The following is a 14,751-nucleotide window of genomic DNA, read 5'->3' as shown; positions in this document are numbered from 1 at the left end:
AAGCCCCTTCGGGGTCCTGTGGACCCTGGACAGAACAGACCAGGCATGTAGTGTTTGAATCAGGCAGTGAACTGGTCCAGTAAACTAACGGCTGTAAAACTACTTACACAGTTTAGTTGACAGATCCCAATTTTACAGCCATTTTTCCGAGTTCCTGATTTCGACCGATTTCAATACCTTTCGTTTTACCTCTCATTTCGCCAATCCGGATGCCTTCATTTTTTCCGATTTTGAATCCTTCGTTTCTGCTGGAATTTTGCATTTGAATAATTGCTTCACACATATTGATCACTCCATTCCTGATCTTTATTTTTCTGTCAAATTCGATTTTTGTTACTGCGTAAATCCAATCATACGCCAGAGGGCTGGCATTCGAAAATTCGGCTTCATATTTCTTGAGCACATCATTTAGTTGATACTGATTTTTCGAATTTTTAATAAATACTAGAACTGTACCCACTTCCGGTCCATATTTCATCAGTTCCTCATTGGTCAATGCAAAAGGTTCAATCAGATGCAGCGGATAATATGGCAGTTTCATTACGTACTCTTCAGGGACCTCCAGCATTTCGATCAGATTCTTAGTGCCTGGCCAGGGTTCGGCTGATAACCAGATTACGATCGTTGTCACCAAAGGAAGCTTTTTTCCGTTTAGAACCATACTGGTCTGTTCTGGCTGGTCTCGGTTTTTATATTCTAAATTTCGCACCAGCCTCTGCTAAATGGCAAAGTCATAACCGGCCACCCGAAATACCATATCTGGCGAATTATAAGTCTGCGGTTCTAAGCCAACGATCATTGACGAGCAGCCATCCTTTTCTTTGATGACCACCTTTTTGATCAGATCTCTGCGGGTTTCACGCCAAACGAGCTCATCCTCTTTATCGATTCGAAGCTGTGGAGCATTGGGATCCATTTCAGTCACTCGTTCGATCATCACATCTTTTTTGTCATTGAAGCACTTTACTCTGACAATCTTTGCATAAACGGAATCCTGCAAAAGAAAATTTTTAGCTGCCTGATCTGGATTGACTTTACTTGAATATTTCAAACTGTTTTTCTCCTCTCATTTTATCGGACAAAAATGGATAGAGAAACCATAACAAAAGAAAGTGACAAATCACGGTTACGCAATTGTAAAAATTAAATTTATCATCCTGTTATAAATTCTCTTTTCACAATCAGCTAAAGATATCCAATCGACTGGATTCAATTCAGTATGAGATTTTTCCCGAGCGCAAAAGCACTTAAAAATTCATTGTGAGACTGTCGCTTCAGTAAAGTATTACAGCCTATAATCAAAAAATTTTTTTTCAAAATGAACTGTGGATTAAAGATTAAAAAAAACGTATTTTCAGAAGTCCGATTGACGTAAAAACAGCTTCCTGGTCTGATCGAACAACTGCTTTTTCATTAGAAAATGATTTAAACTTGGATATGTTTTGATTCCAGCAGACAGAGTAAATGAACCAGTCAGAACAGGGATGATATTTATTTCCGGCTAACCACTAAATCTTATATGTACGTAAAATTGATAATTGCCGGTGTCACCTGCACCCAGATAAATCAGTTTGCCTTTTTCACCGTTTTTAAAGGCAAATAAAAAGCGCCTGCAGAGCAGCATCTGCAGACGTAAAATAGTGACGTTGAATTTTAAATTTAGCCTTAAAGCAGGATGGCGTTTAGTAAAGGTAATTCCATTGCGGAGCCTGAAGCTGTTTAAAAACATCTTCGAAGGTTTCCGCATTGGTATTCTGCCATCGGTTGAGAGCGGCCAGATCACAAATCTTCATCATGAGTGAGCTCTGCGGAAAAACTTCCAGATCAGCCAGAGCATCCAGATTCTCTGCTTTGGAATAGCGAAGCCTGACTACATCGTATAAAGAATCAAAATAACGAAGCAGTTCGAGCAGCCCACCTGGATCTGAATAGATCAGTGTTGAAAGCAGAATGCCTTCTGGATGAGGAGAGGCAATCGCCATAGCTTTCACGTTTCCAGGTTCTCCGCAAATATAAATCTTATCACCGAAATCGCTGCGGGCTTCAAGACAATCCATAAATTCCTGTTCAGAAAGACGGATACTTCCATCAAAGAATGACATGAACTGAAGATAAAGAGGATATAGATCTTCCTCACGATCCCAGAGGCGGACTTTTTGAGAATCAGTTTGCAGAGAGTAAACTTCGATCATTTCGCTTTCAACCTGGGTGCTGACCTTACCAAAACCAAGCCGTCGATAAAGGGATGGCTCTCTGGTATCAGCCAGAATAAACAGTGAAGATTTGCTGGCGGTAGCGATGGCCGCCTCAATCAATTCATCCAGCTTTGACTTACAGCCTTTTTTATAAAAACCACGGGCAATAATATACACAGAAGTCTTTCTTCCTGAAAAGATCAGTGTTCTTCGATAGGTCTGTAAAAGCGCCTGAAATTCATTGTTGAGCACATAGCAGAACATGCTTTCCGGATTGAATGAGTAATCCATAAAGGCTTGAGCCTGAGATGGAGTCAGCGGGTTTACACACGACTGAAGGAACTGATAAACTTCCTGTTCTTTTGAAATACATTCAGATAAAATCACTTGAATCACCTTTGCCTGACCTGAACGAGGCATTGTGCATGATTCAGGTCATCTTTTTTAGTCTTCGTTTTTGTTGATATCGTATTCAGGAACTTCAGTATATTCAGCATCAATGCTGTCTTCAAGAGGTTTTCTTCTGGGCAGCTCATTGAAATGAGCGCCTGAAGGTCCCTGAAATGGGCTGTTCTTCGACTGTGAATCGAAAGTATAAGTATGTGTATAGACACGAACATTTGGTTTTTTAAAGATGGAGAACAGCCAGAAAATCAATATAACTGGCAGCACGAGCGGTAACAATGCAAATGCAAACTGCATGACTAGCAAAAATACCGCAAACATTAACAGATAATACATCATATAGGATCCCTCCCTGGTTTCTTCTCTATAAATGAAACCTTAGAATCATCATTATTGCTTAATGATCTAAAACCTACAGGATACTTGACGATAAAAAAAATTTTAAATATGTGAATTGATACTGTTGTTTCTTAAGTCGGAAAAATGTCATAAATTCATGATCATTTTACTCGCTTCCATTTGCGCAGGCAGACTTGACCTGCATCGTTCCAGTGTTATAAATTTCAATCTGACCTGAGCCCAGAGCCATTAAGGAGCTTGTCGGATTAAAGCTGCAGGCAATATCCAGGGTTGCTTTTTCACCATAATCCCGGTTGAGAATCATTGCTTCATGACTGGATAGAAAATGATCGACCTTGCCAGTCAGGGAGTAATCAAACCGGATCTGATAACAGTTCATATCGACCAGTTCAACAAACAGACCTTCGTTTTTTGCTTCTTCGAGCGCCTGAGAAACGCTCGATGAGTAAGCACGAACCAGACCGCCCTTTCCTAGCAGAGCCCCTCCAAAATAGCGCACGACTGCAGCGGCAATCTGATCAGCCTCACAATTTAACAGGACATTCAGCATGGGCTTGCCGGCCGTACCTGAGGGTTCGCCATCGTCATTGCTTCCGCTTAGATTTCCGGCTTTGAAAGCTGTGCAGACATGAGTGCAGTTCGGATGCAGTTTTCGAATTTTCAAAAAGAAATCATGAGCTTCCTGTACCGTTTGAACCCTTGAAAGATAGGTGATAAAGCGGCTTTTCTTTATTTCCTGTTCACTGATGCTTTCATCAGAAAGAACCATTTTTAGTCCTCCTTGTTTTGAATTATTGTACAAGTTTTTTGAACAATCAAAAACAAAGAAAGGTCTTTTAGCCTTCATATTGAAAAGAGTAAGATTGAAAGAGCATCTGGTCATAAAGAAAGATCAATAGATTAAGGATAAGATCTGATTGTTTTATCGAATGCAGATATAAAGCTGGATGATTGAAAAGACGCTTACTTTTTTTTGGGAGTTCTTTCATTTGTTTTCATAAATCAATTGACAAGGTTTTTATCCGATTTTAAAATAGTCATACATTTAAAAAGCGCAGACAAGGAAAAAAGATTCGTTTTCCAGGTTCAGAAAGCAGCCGGATGATGCAAGGCTGTCCGGAATACGTATCGAAACTCCCCTTCGAGCTGAAAGAGTGAATACAGTAGTTCTTTCCGGGATTTCCCGTTACAGAAACAGCGATTGTCAGATCGTGCGAAGCGGCTGCAGATGAATGCGGCAAGAAGAGTGGTACCGCGGAAAATTCCGTCTCTTTGGTCAGATGACCAGAGGGGCTTTTTTTTTAATCTTCGCGGCGCTTTTGTCCTGAGCACTTCTGAAAGAACACAGATGATGAGAAGGAGTCTTAGATTATGATGAAATTTCAAAAGTATCATCCTGGTTACTATCCACCAAAAAAAAATGAATACCGCTGGGTTAAAAAAGACCATATTGAACAGGCACCTGCCTGGTGTTCTGTCGATTTAAGAGATGGCAATCAGGCCTTGATTGTTCCCATGTCTCTTGAAGAAAAGATTGAATTTTTCCAGATGCTCGTGGCCATCGGTTTTAAGGAAATCGAAGTGGGATTTCCTGCTGCCTCAGAAACTGAGTATGAATTTTTAAGAACACTGATTGATCAGAACATGATCCCTGAAGATGTGACGATTCAGGTACTGACCCAATGCCGGGATCACATCATTCGGCGCACCTTTGAAGCTGTTCAGGGCGCGCCAAAGGCAGTCATTCATTTCTATAACTCAACTTCAACAGCTCAGCGCGAACAGGTCTTTAAAAAGAGCCGTGAAGAGATCAAACAGATTGCCATTGAAGGAGCTAAACTTGTAAAACAGCTCTCTGAAGAATATGAAGGAAACTTCCTGTTTGAATATTCACCTGAATCCTTTACGGGAACTGAACCGGATTATGCCATTGAAGTATGCAATGCGGTTTTAGATGTCATGCAGCCTACCGTTGAGCGGCCGATGATCATCAATCTGCCTGTGACTGTCGAAATGTCCCTGCCGCATATTTATGCAAACCAGATTGAATACTGCTCGGATCGTCTGAAATACCGGGATGCGGTGATTTTAAGTACTCATCCGCACAATGATAGAGGAACTGGAGTGGCAGATACTGAACTGGCCGTGCTGGCTGGAGCTCAGCGTGTCGAATGCTGTCTGTTCGGAAATGGGGAAAGAACAGGAAACGTCGATGCGATTACCTTAGCGATGAATATGTATACTCATGGGGTTGATCCCAAACTGGATTTTTCCAATATGCCTGAAATCGTCGCGGTTTATGAAAGACTGACAAGAATGCATGTTCATGACCGTCATCCATATGCAGGATCCTTAGTCTTTGCCGCTTTTTCTGGAAGTCATCAGGATGCGATTGCCAAAGGCATGAAATTCAGAGAAGAAAGAAATTCAGAAGACTGGACTGTTCCTTATATTCCATTAGATCCAACTGACATCAGCAGAACCTACGATTCGGATGTCATCCGTGTCAATTCTCAAAGCGGTAAAGGCGGTATTGGCTATATCATGGAAAAACGTTTTGGCTATAACCTGCCTGCAAGAATGAGAGAAAATCTGGGATATACCGTCAAGGACGTATCGGATCGCCATCATGCCGAACTGAAACCGGACGAAATCATGGAAATCTTTGATCGGGTATATGTCAATAAGACAAAACCTGTCATTGAAGTCAAGGAAGCGCATTTTGTTCAGGGACGGCGAATCAGGGCGGTCGTTGATGCGTTTATCAATGGTGAAGAGATGGAACTCTTTGCCGAAGGAAATGGACGAATTAACGCCGTCAACAACGCAATTAAAAAAGGACTTGATCTGCAGTATACCCTGGAAAGTTATGCTGAACATTCACTCGATGGAACTTCAAGCTCAAGAGCCATCGGATATGTTTCTCTGGTCTGGCCGGACGGTAAACGAACCTGGGGAGCTGGAAGACATGAAGATATTACCCAATGTGCAATTCTTGCTCTGGTATCCGCAATTAATAACCGTTTTGATAAGGATGTCAGAATTTAAGAAACCAGAGTGCTGAGTCAAAGCCAAAGTTGGGTTTTGACTCAGCATGAGCTGACCATATATTGGTTGTTATTTAATACATACCGTTATAAGAATAGACGAAAAACGTTAATCCGTTTTGAAAGGAAATCTGATTATGCCAATGACGATGACACAAAAAATTCTTGCTGATCATGCCGGACTGGATGAAGTCGCTGCTGGACAGCTGATCATGGCTAAACTTGACGGAGTTTTAGGAAACGATATTACAACTCCAGTCGCTATTAAAGAATTTGAAAAAGCCGGATTTGATTCTGTTTTTGATAAGGATCGGGTCTTTGTGGTTTTAGATCACTTCGTTCCCAACAAGGACATTAAAGCCGCTCAGCAATCGAAAACCTGCCGTGAATTCTGTTCTCATCATTCTGTAAGCAACTTCTTTGATGTTGGAAAGATGGGGATTGAGCACGCTCTGCTTCCTGAACAGGGATTGGTAACTGCTGGAGACTGCATCATCGGTGCCGATTCACACACCTGCACTTATGGGGCACTGGGAGCTTTTTCAACTGGAGTTGGTTCCACGGATATGGCTGCCGGTATGGCTACCGGTCAGGCCTGGTTTAAAGTTCCAGAAGCCATCAAGGTCAATCTGACGGGTAAATTGAATCAGGGAGTTTCCGGAAAAGATGTCATTTTATCTTTGATCGGAATGATCGGAGTGGATGGAGCTCTTTATCAGTCTCTTGAATTTATGGGACCTGGAGTTTGCTCCCTATCGATGGATGATCGTCTTTGTATCTGCAATATGGCCATTGAAGCCGGAGCCAAAAATGGAATCTTCCCAGTCGATGAAATCACTCTTGAATATATGAAAGGAAGATCGCAAAGAGAACCGAAGATCTTTAGTGCAGATGAAGATGCAGAATATGCAAGAACTATCGATCTGGATCTTTCTTCATTAGAACCGATCGTTTCTTATCCGCATCTTCCGGAAAATACACATCCTGCCGCAGAATCAGGTCATATTGAGATCGATCAGGTTGTCATTGGAAGCTGTACAAATGGCCGAATGGAAGATATGGATGCAGCGTATGAAATTCTTCATGGTAAAAAAGTGAAGGATGGAGTTCGGTGCATCATCATTCCTGCAACGATGGAAATCTATAAGCAATGCATTGAAAATGGATATCTGATGAGTTTTATCGAAGCTGGAGCTGTCGTATCGACACCAACATGCGGTCCATGCCTGGGAGGATATATGGGCATTCTGGCAGATAATGAACGCTGTATTTCCACAACCAATCGAAACTTTGTTGGCCGTATGGGTCATGTCAGCTCTGAAGTTTATCTGGCCAGTCCATATACAGCGGCTGCAAGTGCATTAAATGGTTATATTACAGATCCAAGAACTGTGATGGAGTGAAGAAGGGAAGATTAGAACATGGAAAAAGCACGAGGAACTGTCTTTAAATATCCAGATAACGTGGATACGGATGTCATCATCCCTGCTCGCTATCTGAATACTCCAGATGCCAGAGAGCTGGCAGCTCACTGCATGGAGGACATTGATACTGAATTTGTTAAGAACGTAAAACCAGGAGATGTCATGGTCGGCGGATGGAATTTTGGCTGTGGATCCAGCCGTGAACACGCTCCCCTTGCCATTAAAACCTGCGATATCAGCTGCATTATTGCAAAAAGCTTTGCCCGGATCTTTTATCGGAATGCGATCAACATCGGAATGCCAATTCTTGAATGTGAAGAAGCGGCTGAAGATATCGAAGCCGGCGATGAAGTGGTAGTAGATTTTGATACCGGACGAATTGAGAACTTAACGAAAAACAAAACATACCAGGCACAGGCTTTTCCGGAGTTCATCCAGAATATTATCCAAGAAGGCGGCTGGATGAATTATCTTGCAAGCAAAGGAGAAGTCAGATGAAAAAAAAGGTTGGAGTGATTCGCGGAGACTGCTCAAGCCGTGAAATTGTTGAACAGACTTTGAGAGTTTTAAACCAGATTTCAAAGCAGAGTGGTGTTGAGTTTGAATATATTCCTATTGCGATGGGCGGGGATGCCATTGACACTTATGGTGAACCGCTTCCGCAAAGTGAACTGGATAAGGCTCTGGCCTGTGATTCAGTATTACTTGGTGCTATTGGCGGCCCAAAGTGGGAAGGCTTACCGGGAGAGCAGCGTCCAGAAAAAGGTCTGCTTAAATTGCGTAAGGGAATGAAACTCTATTCAAATGCCAGACCCGCCAAGATCTGGCCGCAGCTTTCGGAAGCTTCACCTCTGAAAAAAGAGATTGTCGACCAGGGAATCGATTTTATCATTATCCGTGAATTAACAGGCGGTGTGTATTTTGGAGATCACAGCACGAACACTGAAAATGGCATTCGTCAGGCAGTCGATATCATGCCTTATGATGAAAATGAAATTCGTCGGATTTTGCGCATCGGCTTTGAAACAGCGCGGAAAAGAAAAGGGAAACTCTGTCTGGTGGATAAGGCCAATGTACTCGATACTTCAAGACTGTACCGGGCTGTGTTTGAAGAAATGAAACCCGAATATTCGGATGTAGAAACTTCTGTCATGTTTGTCGACAATGCAGCCATGCAAATCTGCAAAAATCCATCTCAGTTTGACGTCATTGTTACAGAAAATATGTTTGGAGATATTCTCTCAGATGAAGCCAGTGAGATTACTGGTTCGATTGGGATGATTCCATCTTCGTCCTTAGGAGATGGTACAAGGGGACTGTATGAACCGATTCATGGATCAGCACCGGATATTGCCGGACAAAACGTGGTCAATCCGATTGCCTGCATCCTATCGGCTGCCATGATGCTTCGTTATTCTTTTGATATGGAAAAAGAAGCTGAAGCCATTGAAAAAGCAGTTGATAAAACATTGGATCAGAATCTAAGAACGGCTGACATGATGTCAACAGGCATGAGTCTGGTAGGAACCAAGGAGATGACGGATGCGATCCTGGCCAATCTTGAAGCGCTCTGATTGCTGAAATGGGATTGATTTCTCCTTAAATTGTAATTGGCTCATAACCGATTTATATTTGACATTGCAACACCTGAATTCCATTGGAATCGTTTAATTTGATTGTAATGTTGGTGTTCCGGTGCTAAGACTGTATAATTTTCCTATGATTAAACGAACATTTGGACTTAGCAATGCGCAGAGAAGATTTTATGAACAGTACGCTCACGAAAATCATGTAGACCTGATCGAACTCTGCATCCTCGATATTTTACAGAGTGCCGGTGGAAAACTGACCTGGATCATGCTTCAGGAGGCTCTTCCATTTCCAAGAACTCGTCTGCACCAGACTGCACAGAGACTAAGCATGCAGGATCTGATCAGAATGGACTATGATCGGCTTTGGCTAAGCGATTTTGCTCCATTTGTAATTGATGATGTACTCACTGACCTTCATGCAAAGTATAAGGAGAGCACGGGATTTGAACCGGGTTTTGATGAAGAGCTGAAAATTTATAACGCATAGTTTGGCATTCGGGTTCAGACTAAAAATCTGATTAGAATTTCAAATCTGACCGATAAGGCAGCAGGAAGCAAAAAAAGCTTATTCCTGCTGCCTTTTCAGTTGTATTCTGGAAGAAGATACAATACGAGGGAGGAAAATATATGGAATTTCTGGACCTATATAGTGAGTCCCGACAAAAAAGCGGAAAAATTATCCAAAGAAGTCAAAAGGTTCCCAAAGGAAGTTATCGTCTCGTTATTCACGTATGCGTTTTTGATCCAAACGGTAAAATGCTGATTCAAAAGCGAAGTCAATCAAAGAAGCTCTGGCCGGGTATGTGGGATGTCAGCGTGGCTGGAGGAGTCAAGGCCGGGGAAAATGCAAGGCAGGCAGCCATTCGTGAATGTCAGGAGGAAATTGGTGCGGATCTAAATGATCTGATCAAAGGGCAGCCGGACTTCTCGTTGAGCTTTTCAGAGGGATTTGATGATTTTTTCCTGGTCACTCTAGCCGGTAGACCAGAATCGCTGGCTGCTCAGAAGAGTGAAGTGGATTCGCTTTGCTGGGCTTCAAAAGAAGAAATCATGGAAATGATTCAAAGCTCAACGTTTATACCTTATCAGTTTTCATTAATAGATCTGATTTTTGCTCTGAACAAAGATCATTCCATATATCAGCTGAATTCACAAAGCTGTGAATTCGAAAATTCTGAGTCTGTCTGATGCATGATCAAAATCATGACTGAATTAAAAGTAAAAGATGAAGAACCAAAACAGAAATAAAAACAGAAAGGAAATAAGTCATTAGAGAAATACGATGAATAATTACCATACTCATACCTGGCGATGCCGCCATGCTGCAGGCACTGATGAAGATTACGTTTGTATGGCTATTGATGAAGGTTTTAAGAAGCTTGGCTTTTCCGATCATACCTGCTGGAATTATCGCTACGCTCCTTTTCAGCAGGTTAGGATGGAACTTAAGGATTTTTCAGGATACAAACGAAGCATTGAAGAACTTCAGAAAAGGTTTGAAGGTCAGATTGAATTGCTGATCGGAATCGAAGCAGAATATTTCCCTGATCATATGGACTGGCTGCTTGACTTTGCGGTTGAACAGGATCTGGACTATCTGATCTTCGGCAATCATTTTCTGGGAGATGATGACTTGAATTCCATCTGGAGTGGAGAGATTTCGAAGACTCAGCTTTCAGCCTATGTTGATCGCTGCATTGAAGGAATGGAGCTGGGAATCTTTTCTTATCTTTGTCATCCGGATCTGCCGATGTTTTCCGGAAGATTTGAATGGGACGAAGAAGTCGAAAAGGAATTTGAAAGACTATGTCTTGCTGCAAAAAGGCTGAATATTCCACTTGAATATAATGGAAACGGATTATTAAGAAATTTCGAGATGAATCACGAAGGATATCCTCACCATAAATTTTGGCAACTGGCTTCTCGAATGAATAACAAAGCGATTATTGGCCTGGATGCTCATTCCCCGGCCAATCTGCACAGGGATCTGTATGAAAAATGCCAGAGTAATCTGCAGGAACTGGGCATAGAAATTATCGATGATCTGCCCTTGATTGACTTTCAGGCGATTAAGGCAAAACGCGCTGGATAAGCTAACTGCGGATATTTCATCCGAAATCAATTTACAAGTCTGCATTTACAGATTGAGCAAAAAGTCTGTTCTCAGAGTCAGTAAACCTGTTTACAATAATTTTGAAGGTGGTTGGACATAGAAAGCAGGTAAGGTATGAATAAACCAAAAGCGATCATATTCGATATGGATGGATTAATGATTGATTCAGAACGAGTGACCTTTGAGAGTTACGTAAAAGTTCTTAAAGAGGAAGGAAGAAACTTCGATCTGGAGTTTTACATAAAACTGCTTGGAAAGACCAAGCAAAATATTTTTCAGATTTTCAGAGATCAATATGGGCAGGATTTTCCAATTGATGAAATCTATAAGCGTGTTCATGTGTGTAATAATCAGGAATACGATGAAAATGGAGTTCCAGTAAAACCAGGATTGATCCAGTTGCTTCAAAAATTAAAAGAAGAGCAGATCTCAGCGGTTATTGCCACATCAAGCAATCGACATAGGGTCATTGATATTCTGAAACGAACCGGTATGGAAGACTATTTTGAGGATATGGTTTGTGGAGATGATATCGTCCACGGAAAACCAGATCCTGAAATATTTCTGAGCGCTGCTAAAAAAGCAGGTCAGAATCCTGAGGATTGCCTGGTTCTTGAAGATTCTGAATCAGGGATTATGGCATCAAAAAATGCAAATATTCCAGTGATCTGTGTTGTCGACCTGAAATATCCAGAAGAACCATTCAGTACTTATCCTGAAAAAATCGTCAGCAGTCTTGATGAAGTCTGCGAAGAACTCTTCTAAGCTAACTGGATAAAGAAATAAAAGCGGAGATATGACTTTATATAAAAGGAATCTCCGCTTTCTGCTTTTTTAATGCTTGTATAATAGCGGTTCAAAAGCTCTCTGAGTGCCTGACTTATGGTCGGATAAAAAAGTCAGGGCAGAAAGTGCCTGCTGCTTTTCTCGGAAGATGTATCCCAGGAAAAACGTGTCGCAGAAACAGGCATAACCAGAATCAGTGTGCAGATATGAGTTTTCGTATCATAACTGACCTGAACACCGGCAGAATATTTTCGCGACAGCTTCTTTCGAATTTCCTGAAAGGCATTCATTTTTTCAGGATCATCCGGAACACCAAAACGAAAATACAATATAATATCCCGATTGTCTTCGAGCGATTTGATGACAAGCGTTCTTACAGCAAGATTACTTCTGGAAATACAGTGGATGGAAAAAGTCAGAAGATCATCAAATAAATCTCTTTGTTCATCAAAGGTCAGAAGGCCAAAATGATCACTTCTTAACACAGTAGAAACTATTATATTTTCCTGTTCAATTTCGTTTTTCTTCCTGGCAAGAAGTTCATTAAGGATCGGGGTACTAATGCAAACATCATTAAATTCAGAAAAGGAAAGACCGGCAATCGTATTCACCCTGTCTTTAATATCAGTGATGTTTTCTTGCTCAATATCAATCGAAAGATCTGCACAATTTCTTAAAAGTGAATGCAGAAAGCTGAAACTGTTCTGGTACTGTTCCTTGAGCACCTGGTATCGATTTTCCAGGATTTCCTGACGGATCTTTTCAAGCCGCAAGGCGTTGCGGTTATGAAGAAGCGCAATCAGATAACTTTGCATGCTCAGACACACAAAATCAAAAACGATCAGAGTAAGCAGGATGAAAGTCACCATAGTTCCCAGCAGTTTTGGATTTGGCATGGACGGATTCGGTGCAAAAAAGTGGATGAACACGAGCGTCAGCAGCAGGGGAATGGTTGGAAAGTAATAGGTGATCGGAACCTTTCTTTCATCGCGATTCATTTTATAGATGAACATTCCTGTATATTGAAACAATTCGGACAGAAGCAAGGCACAAAGATGAATCAATGATGAAGACATATAGCCTTCGAGATTATTCATCAGATACCAGTGGCATGCCAGATAAAAAAGCAGATACATAAGTGATCCAGATAAACCAAACAGGATCATCTTTACAGCTTCTCCGCTAAAAACATAGGCAACATAAAGACCCAGAATCAAAAGGACTAAAATCACAGAACCCCAGAATGGCAAAAGCACAACGCAAAACCAGATTAAAAACACACAGACAAAAAACGGAAAGGCCAGAAAGCGGTTGTTTTCTCGAAGCCGAAAACAGGTTCGATAACATATCGTCAGCATCAGTACCGAGAGCATGCATTCAATCAGGGTTATAGTGATCTGCATAAAATCTTTCTTCGGAGCGCTTCGACATCTTTTCTGAAATGTCTTGAACAGGGAATCCGGCTTTCATTGGAAAGAATCAGATCCCTGTTTTGCGCATCGTAGTCTTTGATATGTTCTGCATTGACCAGAATCGATTTATAACATTGAACAAAATCAGATTGTTTTTCTTCCAGAAGGGCTGCCCACTCGCGAAGAGTCAGCCGGCTTTCGATTTGAGAGCCTGATTCATGATAGGCGATTGTTTTTCGGCCAAGAGATTCAATATAAAGAATCCTGGCTGCGCTGATCGGCACCTGCGCAATTCGGGGATCATAAAAGCTAGTGTTCTGATCCAGCTGCTTGAGATAGTCAGCATCAAATGCTTTTTCAAGCTGCTTTTCATCTAAGGGCTTCACCAGAAACCGGCTTGCGCCGCTGGCATATCCATCTATTGAATAGGATGGAAAGCTTGAAAGCAAGGCAACCTGCAGATTTCTGTTATTCTTCTTAAGTTCTCTGGATAAATCCAGACCGGATTTTTCTTTGACTTCAATGTCCATAAATATCAGATCGGCACAATCCGATTTAATGGCTTCTGTAAGTTTGTCAGGATCAGTAAATGCCTTAAATTCATAATAAATTTTCTTTTTATTCAAAAACGTATCAAGGACACGGCTTAAATGCTTCAGATCTTCAGGATTATCATCCATAGCCCATATTGAAATCATAAAACTCCCCCTTCCATCATCTGTATCATCGAATCTTTACCACAGAATCCCTGCGTATAAACATTCATCGATCGCTTCGGATCGTTAAAGCTCTATTTTCAATCAGAGGCATCAAAGAATAGATATTCGTGAATTTTCTAACATAGTCTATCACATCAAAAAATCTTCAAATTGACCTGTTATGTCTTAAACTGACCACTCAGGTAAGTCATCTTGAACAGGAGATGTCTACTTGTTTATCATGAAGTCATCGAACAAATAAAAGGGACATGTTAAGTAACTGATTTTCGTGTCTTTTCTATTTTTTTATTATATAGTCGTGGAAAAGAGATATAAAATTGGTGAATTCGCTTCGATGATCGGTTTTCTCTCCAACCCCTCAGGAAATGGGAGAAGGCAGGAAAACTGACTTCTTACGCTCTTTTGGCCAAGTTCGCTATTACACAAATGAAAATATTTAGAACTGACTGGAGGATCTATTCGTTCTTCCAAAACAGAAGAAACTTCTGTCATCTATGCTCGAGTCTCGACAAGAAATCAGAAAGACGATCTGAAAAACCAGGCCGCTTTTCTTCGGCAGTTCTGTAATGGACGTGGAATCATCGTTTCTGAAATGATCGAAGACTATGGAAGCGGTATGGACTACAACCGCAAGAAATTAAACAACCTATTGAATCAGATCATGGACAGAAAAGTATCGCAGATCGTGATAGTCCATA

The 14,751-nt window shown here is 41.3% G+C and carries 16 protein-coding genes and 1 other annotated feature; of the genes, 9 read left to right on the top strand and 7 right to left on the bottom strand.

The genetic code is table 11. The features are described from left to right. Positions 1–112: 112 nt before the first annotated feature. The 5 genes from BO222_RS00860 to BO222_RS00840 form a co-directional block, all read right to left on the bottom strand. Positions 113–709: a hypothetical protein gene (locus tag BO222_RS00860; protein WP_075817534.1), complete on the bottom strand. Its 597-nt coding sequence runs from the start codon at positions 707–709 to the stop codon at positions 113–115. Between the two features lie 9 nt (positions 710–718). Continuing rightward, complete coding sequence (locus tag BO222_RS00855) at positions 719–1,051, bottom strand: hypothetical protein (protein ID WP_075817532.1); 333 nt, start codon at positions 1,049–1,051, stop codon at positions 719–721. A 631-nt stretch (positions 1,052–1,682) separates the two neighbouring features. Continuing rightward, positions 1,683–2,582, bottom strand: coding sequence for a GNAT family N-acetyltransferase (locus tag BO222_RS00850; protein WP_143356879.1), 900 nt, complete (start codon positions 2,580–2,582; stop codon positions 1,683–1,685). 57 nt (positions 2,583–2,639) lie between these two features. Beyond that, entirely contained in the window at positions 2,640–2,939 is a 300-nt protein-coding gene (locus BO222_RS00845; RefSeq protein ID WP_075817528.1) for a hypothetical protein, read from the bottom strand. 166 nt (positions 2,940–3,105) lie between these two features. Then, the gene (locus BO222_RS00840; RefSeq protein WP_075817526.1) at positions 3,106–3,729 is read right to left on the bottom strand and encodes an IMPACT family protein; all 624 of its coding nucleotides are present in this window, start codon (positions 3,727–3,729) and stop codon (positions 3,106–3,108) included. A gap of 277 nt (positions 3,730–4,006) precedes the next feature. Further along, positions 4,007–4,235, top strand: a binding site (T-box leader). Positions 4,236–4,331: 96 nt separating this feature from the next. On the opposite strand from BO222_RS00840, the gene BO222_RS00835 reads away from it, so the two are divergent. The 8 genes from BO222_RS00835 to BO222_RS00800 all read left to right on the top strand — a co-directional run bounded on the left by BO222_RS00835 (position 4,332) and on the right by BO222_RS00800 (position 11,901). Next, on the top strand, positions 4,332–6,008 hold the full coding sequence (locus BO222_RS00835) for a 2-isopropylmalate synthase (RefSeq protein ID WP_075817524.1): 1,677 nt from the start codon (positions 4,332–4,334) through the stop codon (positions 6,006–6,008). Between the two features lie 136 nt (positions 6,009–6,144). Then, entirely contained in the window at positions 6,145–7,410 is a 1,266-nt protein-coding gene (gene leuC / locus BO222_RS00830) for a 3-isopropylmalate dehydratase large subunit (protein WP_075817522.1), read from the top strand. A gap of 18 nt (positions 7,411–7,428) precedes the next feature. Next, positions 7,429–7,929: a 3-isopropylmalate dehydratase small subunit gene (gene leuD, locus BO222_RS00825; protein WP_075817520.1), complete on the top strand. Its 501-nt coding sequence runs from the start codon at positions 7,429–7,431 to the stop codon at positions 7,927–7,929. Beyond that, entirely contained in the window at positions 7,926–9,005 is a 1,080-nt protein-coding gene (gene leuB, locus BO222_RS00820; RefSeq protein ID WP_075817518.1) for a 3-isopropylmalate dehydrogenase, read from the top strand. Before leuD ends, leuB begins: the two co-directional genes overlap by 4 nt. 145 nt (positions 9,006–9,150) lie before the next feature. Next, positions 9,151–9,510 (top strand): hypothetical protein, encoded by a 360-nt coding sequence (locus tag BO222_RS00815; protein WP_075817516.1) that lies wholly within the window; start codon positions 9,151–9,153, stop codon positions 9,508–9,510. Between the two features lie 140 nt (positions 9,511–9,650). Further along, complete coding sequence (locus BO222_RS00810) at positions 9,651–10,211, top strand: NUDIX hydrolase (protein ID WP_075817514.1); 561 nt, start codon at positions 9,651–9,653, stop codon at positions 10,209–10,211. A gap of 94 nt (positions 10,212–10,305) precedes the next feature. Next, positions 10,306–11,115 (top strand): histidinol-phosphatase, encoded by an 810-nt coding sequence (locus tag BO222_RS00805; RefSeq protein WP_075817512.1) that lies wholly within the window; start codon positions 10,306–10,308, stop codon positions 11,113–11,115. Positions 11,116–11,250: 135 nt separating this feature from the next. Then, complete coding sequence (locus tag BO222_RS00800) at positions 11,251–11,901, top strand: HAD family hydrolase (RefSeq protein WP_075817510.1); 651 nt, start codon at positions 11,251–11,253, stop codon at positions 11,899–11,901. A gap of 134 nt (positions 11,902–12,035) precedes the next feature. Here BO222_RS00800 and BO222_RS00795 read toward each other — a convergent pair whose 3' ends face one another. Both BO222_RS00795 and BO222_RS00790 read right to left on the bottom strand, forming a co-directional pair. Further along, positions 12,036–13,325, bottom strand: a complete 1,290-nt coding sequence (locus BO222_RS00795) for a hypothetical protein (protein ID WP_075817508.1) — start codon at positions 13,323–13,325, stop codon at positions 12,036–12,038. Next, complete coding sequence (locus BO222_RS00790) at positions 13,310–14,032, bottom strand: LytR/AlgR family response regulator transcription factor (RefSeq protein WP_075817506.1); 723 nt, start codon at positions 14,030–14,032, stop codon at positions 13,310–13,312. The genes BO222_RS00795 and BO222_RS00790 overlap by 16 nt, the downstream gene beginning before the upstream one ends. A gap of 463 nt (positions 14,033–14,495) precedes the next feature. Here BO222_RS00790 and BO222_RS14355 point away from each other — a divergent pair. Further along, the coding region (locus BO222_RS14355; RefSeq protein WP_158024527.1) for a recombinase family protein at positions 14,496–14,751 on the top strand (256 nt) is incomplete at its 3' end.

Source organism: Ileibacterium valens (genome assembly GCF_001945525.1).
Taxonomy (GTDB): domain Bacteria; phylum Bacillota_I; class Bacilli_A; order Erysipelotrichales; family Erysipelotrichaceae; genus Ileibacterium; species Ileibacterium valens.
The sequence above is the reverse complement of the archived record's forward strand: the minus strand, read 5'-3'. Positions and strand labels throughout refer to the sequence as shown.

Coding starts and splice junctions, on each gene's coding strand:
- BO222_RS00845 (WP_075817528.1), bottom strand. CDS start 2,939: ATGATGTATTATCTGTTAATGTTTGCGGTATTTTTGCTAGTCATGCAG.
- BO222_RS00840 (WP_075817526.1), bottom strand. CDS start 3,729: ATGGTTCTTTCTGATGAAAGCATCAGTGAACAGGAAATAAAGAAAAGC.
- BO222_RS00835 (WP_075817524.1), top strand. CDS start 4,332: ATGATGAAATTTCAAAAGTATCATCCTGGTTACTATCCACCAAAAAAA.
- leuC (WP_075817522.1), top strand. CDS start 6,145: ATGCCAATGACGATGACACAAAAAATTCTTGCTGATCATGCCGGACTG.
- leuD (WP_075817520.1), top strand. CDS start 7,429: ATGGAAAAAGCACGAGGAACTGTCTTTAAATATCCAGATAACGTGGAT.
- leuB (WP_075817518.1), top strand. CDS start 7,926: ATGAAAAAAAAGGTTGGAGTGATTCGCGGAGACTGCTCAAGCCGTGAA.
- BO222_RS00815 (WP_075817516.1), top strand. CDS start 9,151: ATGATTAAACGAACATTTGGACTTAGCAATGCGCAGAGAAGATTTTAT.
- BO222_RS00810 (WP_075817514.1), top strand. CDS start 9,651: ATGGAATTTCTGGACCTATATAGTGAGTCCCGACAAAAAAGCGGAAAA.
- BO222_RS00805 (WP_075817512.1), top strand. CDS start 10,306: ATGAATAATTACCATACTCATACCTGGCGATGCCGCCATGCTGCAGGC.
- BO222_RS00800 (WP_075817510.1), top strand. CDS start 11,251: ATGAATAAACCAAAAGCGATCATATTCGATATGGATGGATTAATGATT.
- BO222_RS00795 (WP_075817508.1), bottom strand. CDS start 13,325: ATGCAGATCACTATAACCCTGATTGAATGCATGCTCTCGGTACTGATG.
- BO222_RS00790 (WP_075817506.1), bottom strand. CDS start 14,032: ATGATTTCAATATGGGCTATGGATGATAATCCTGAAGATCTGAAGCAT.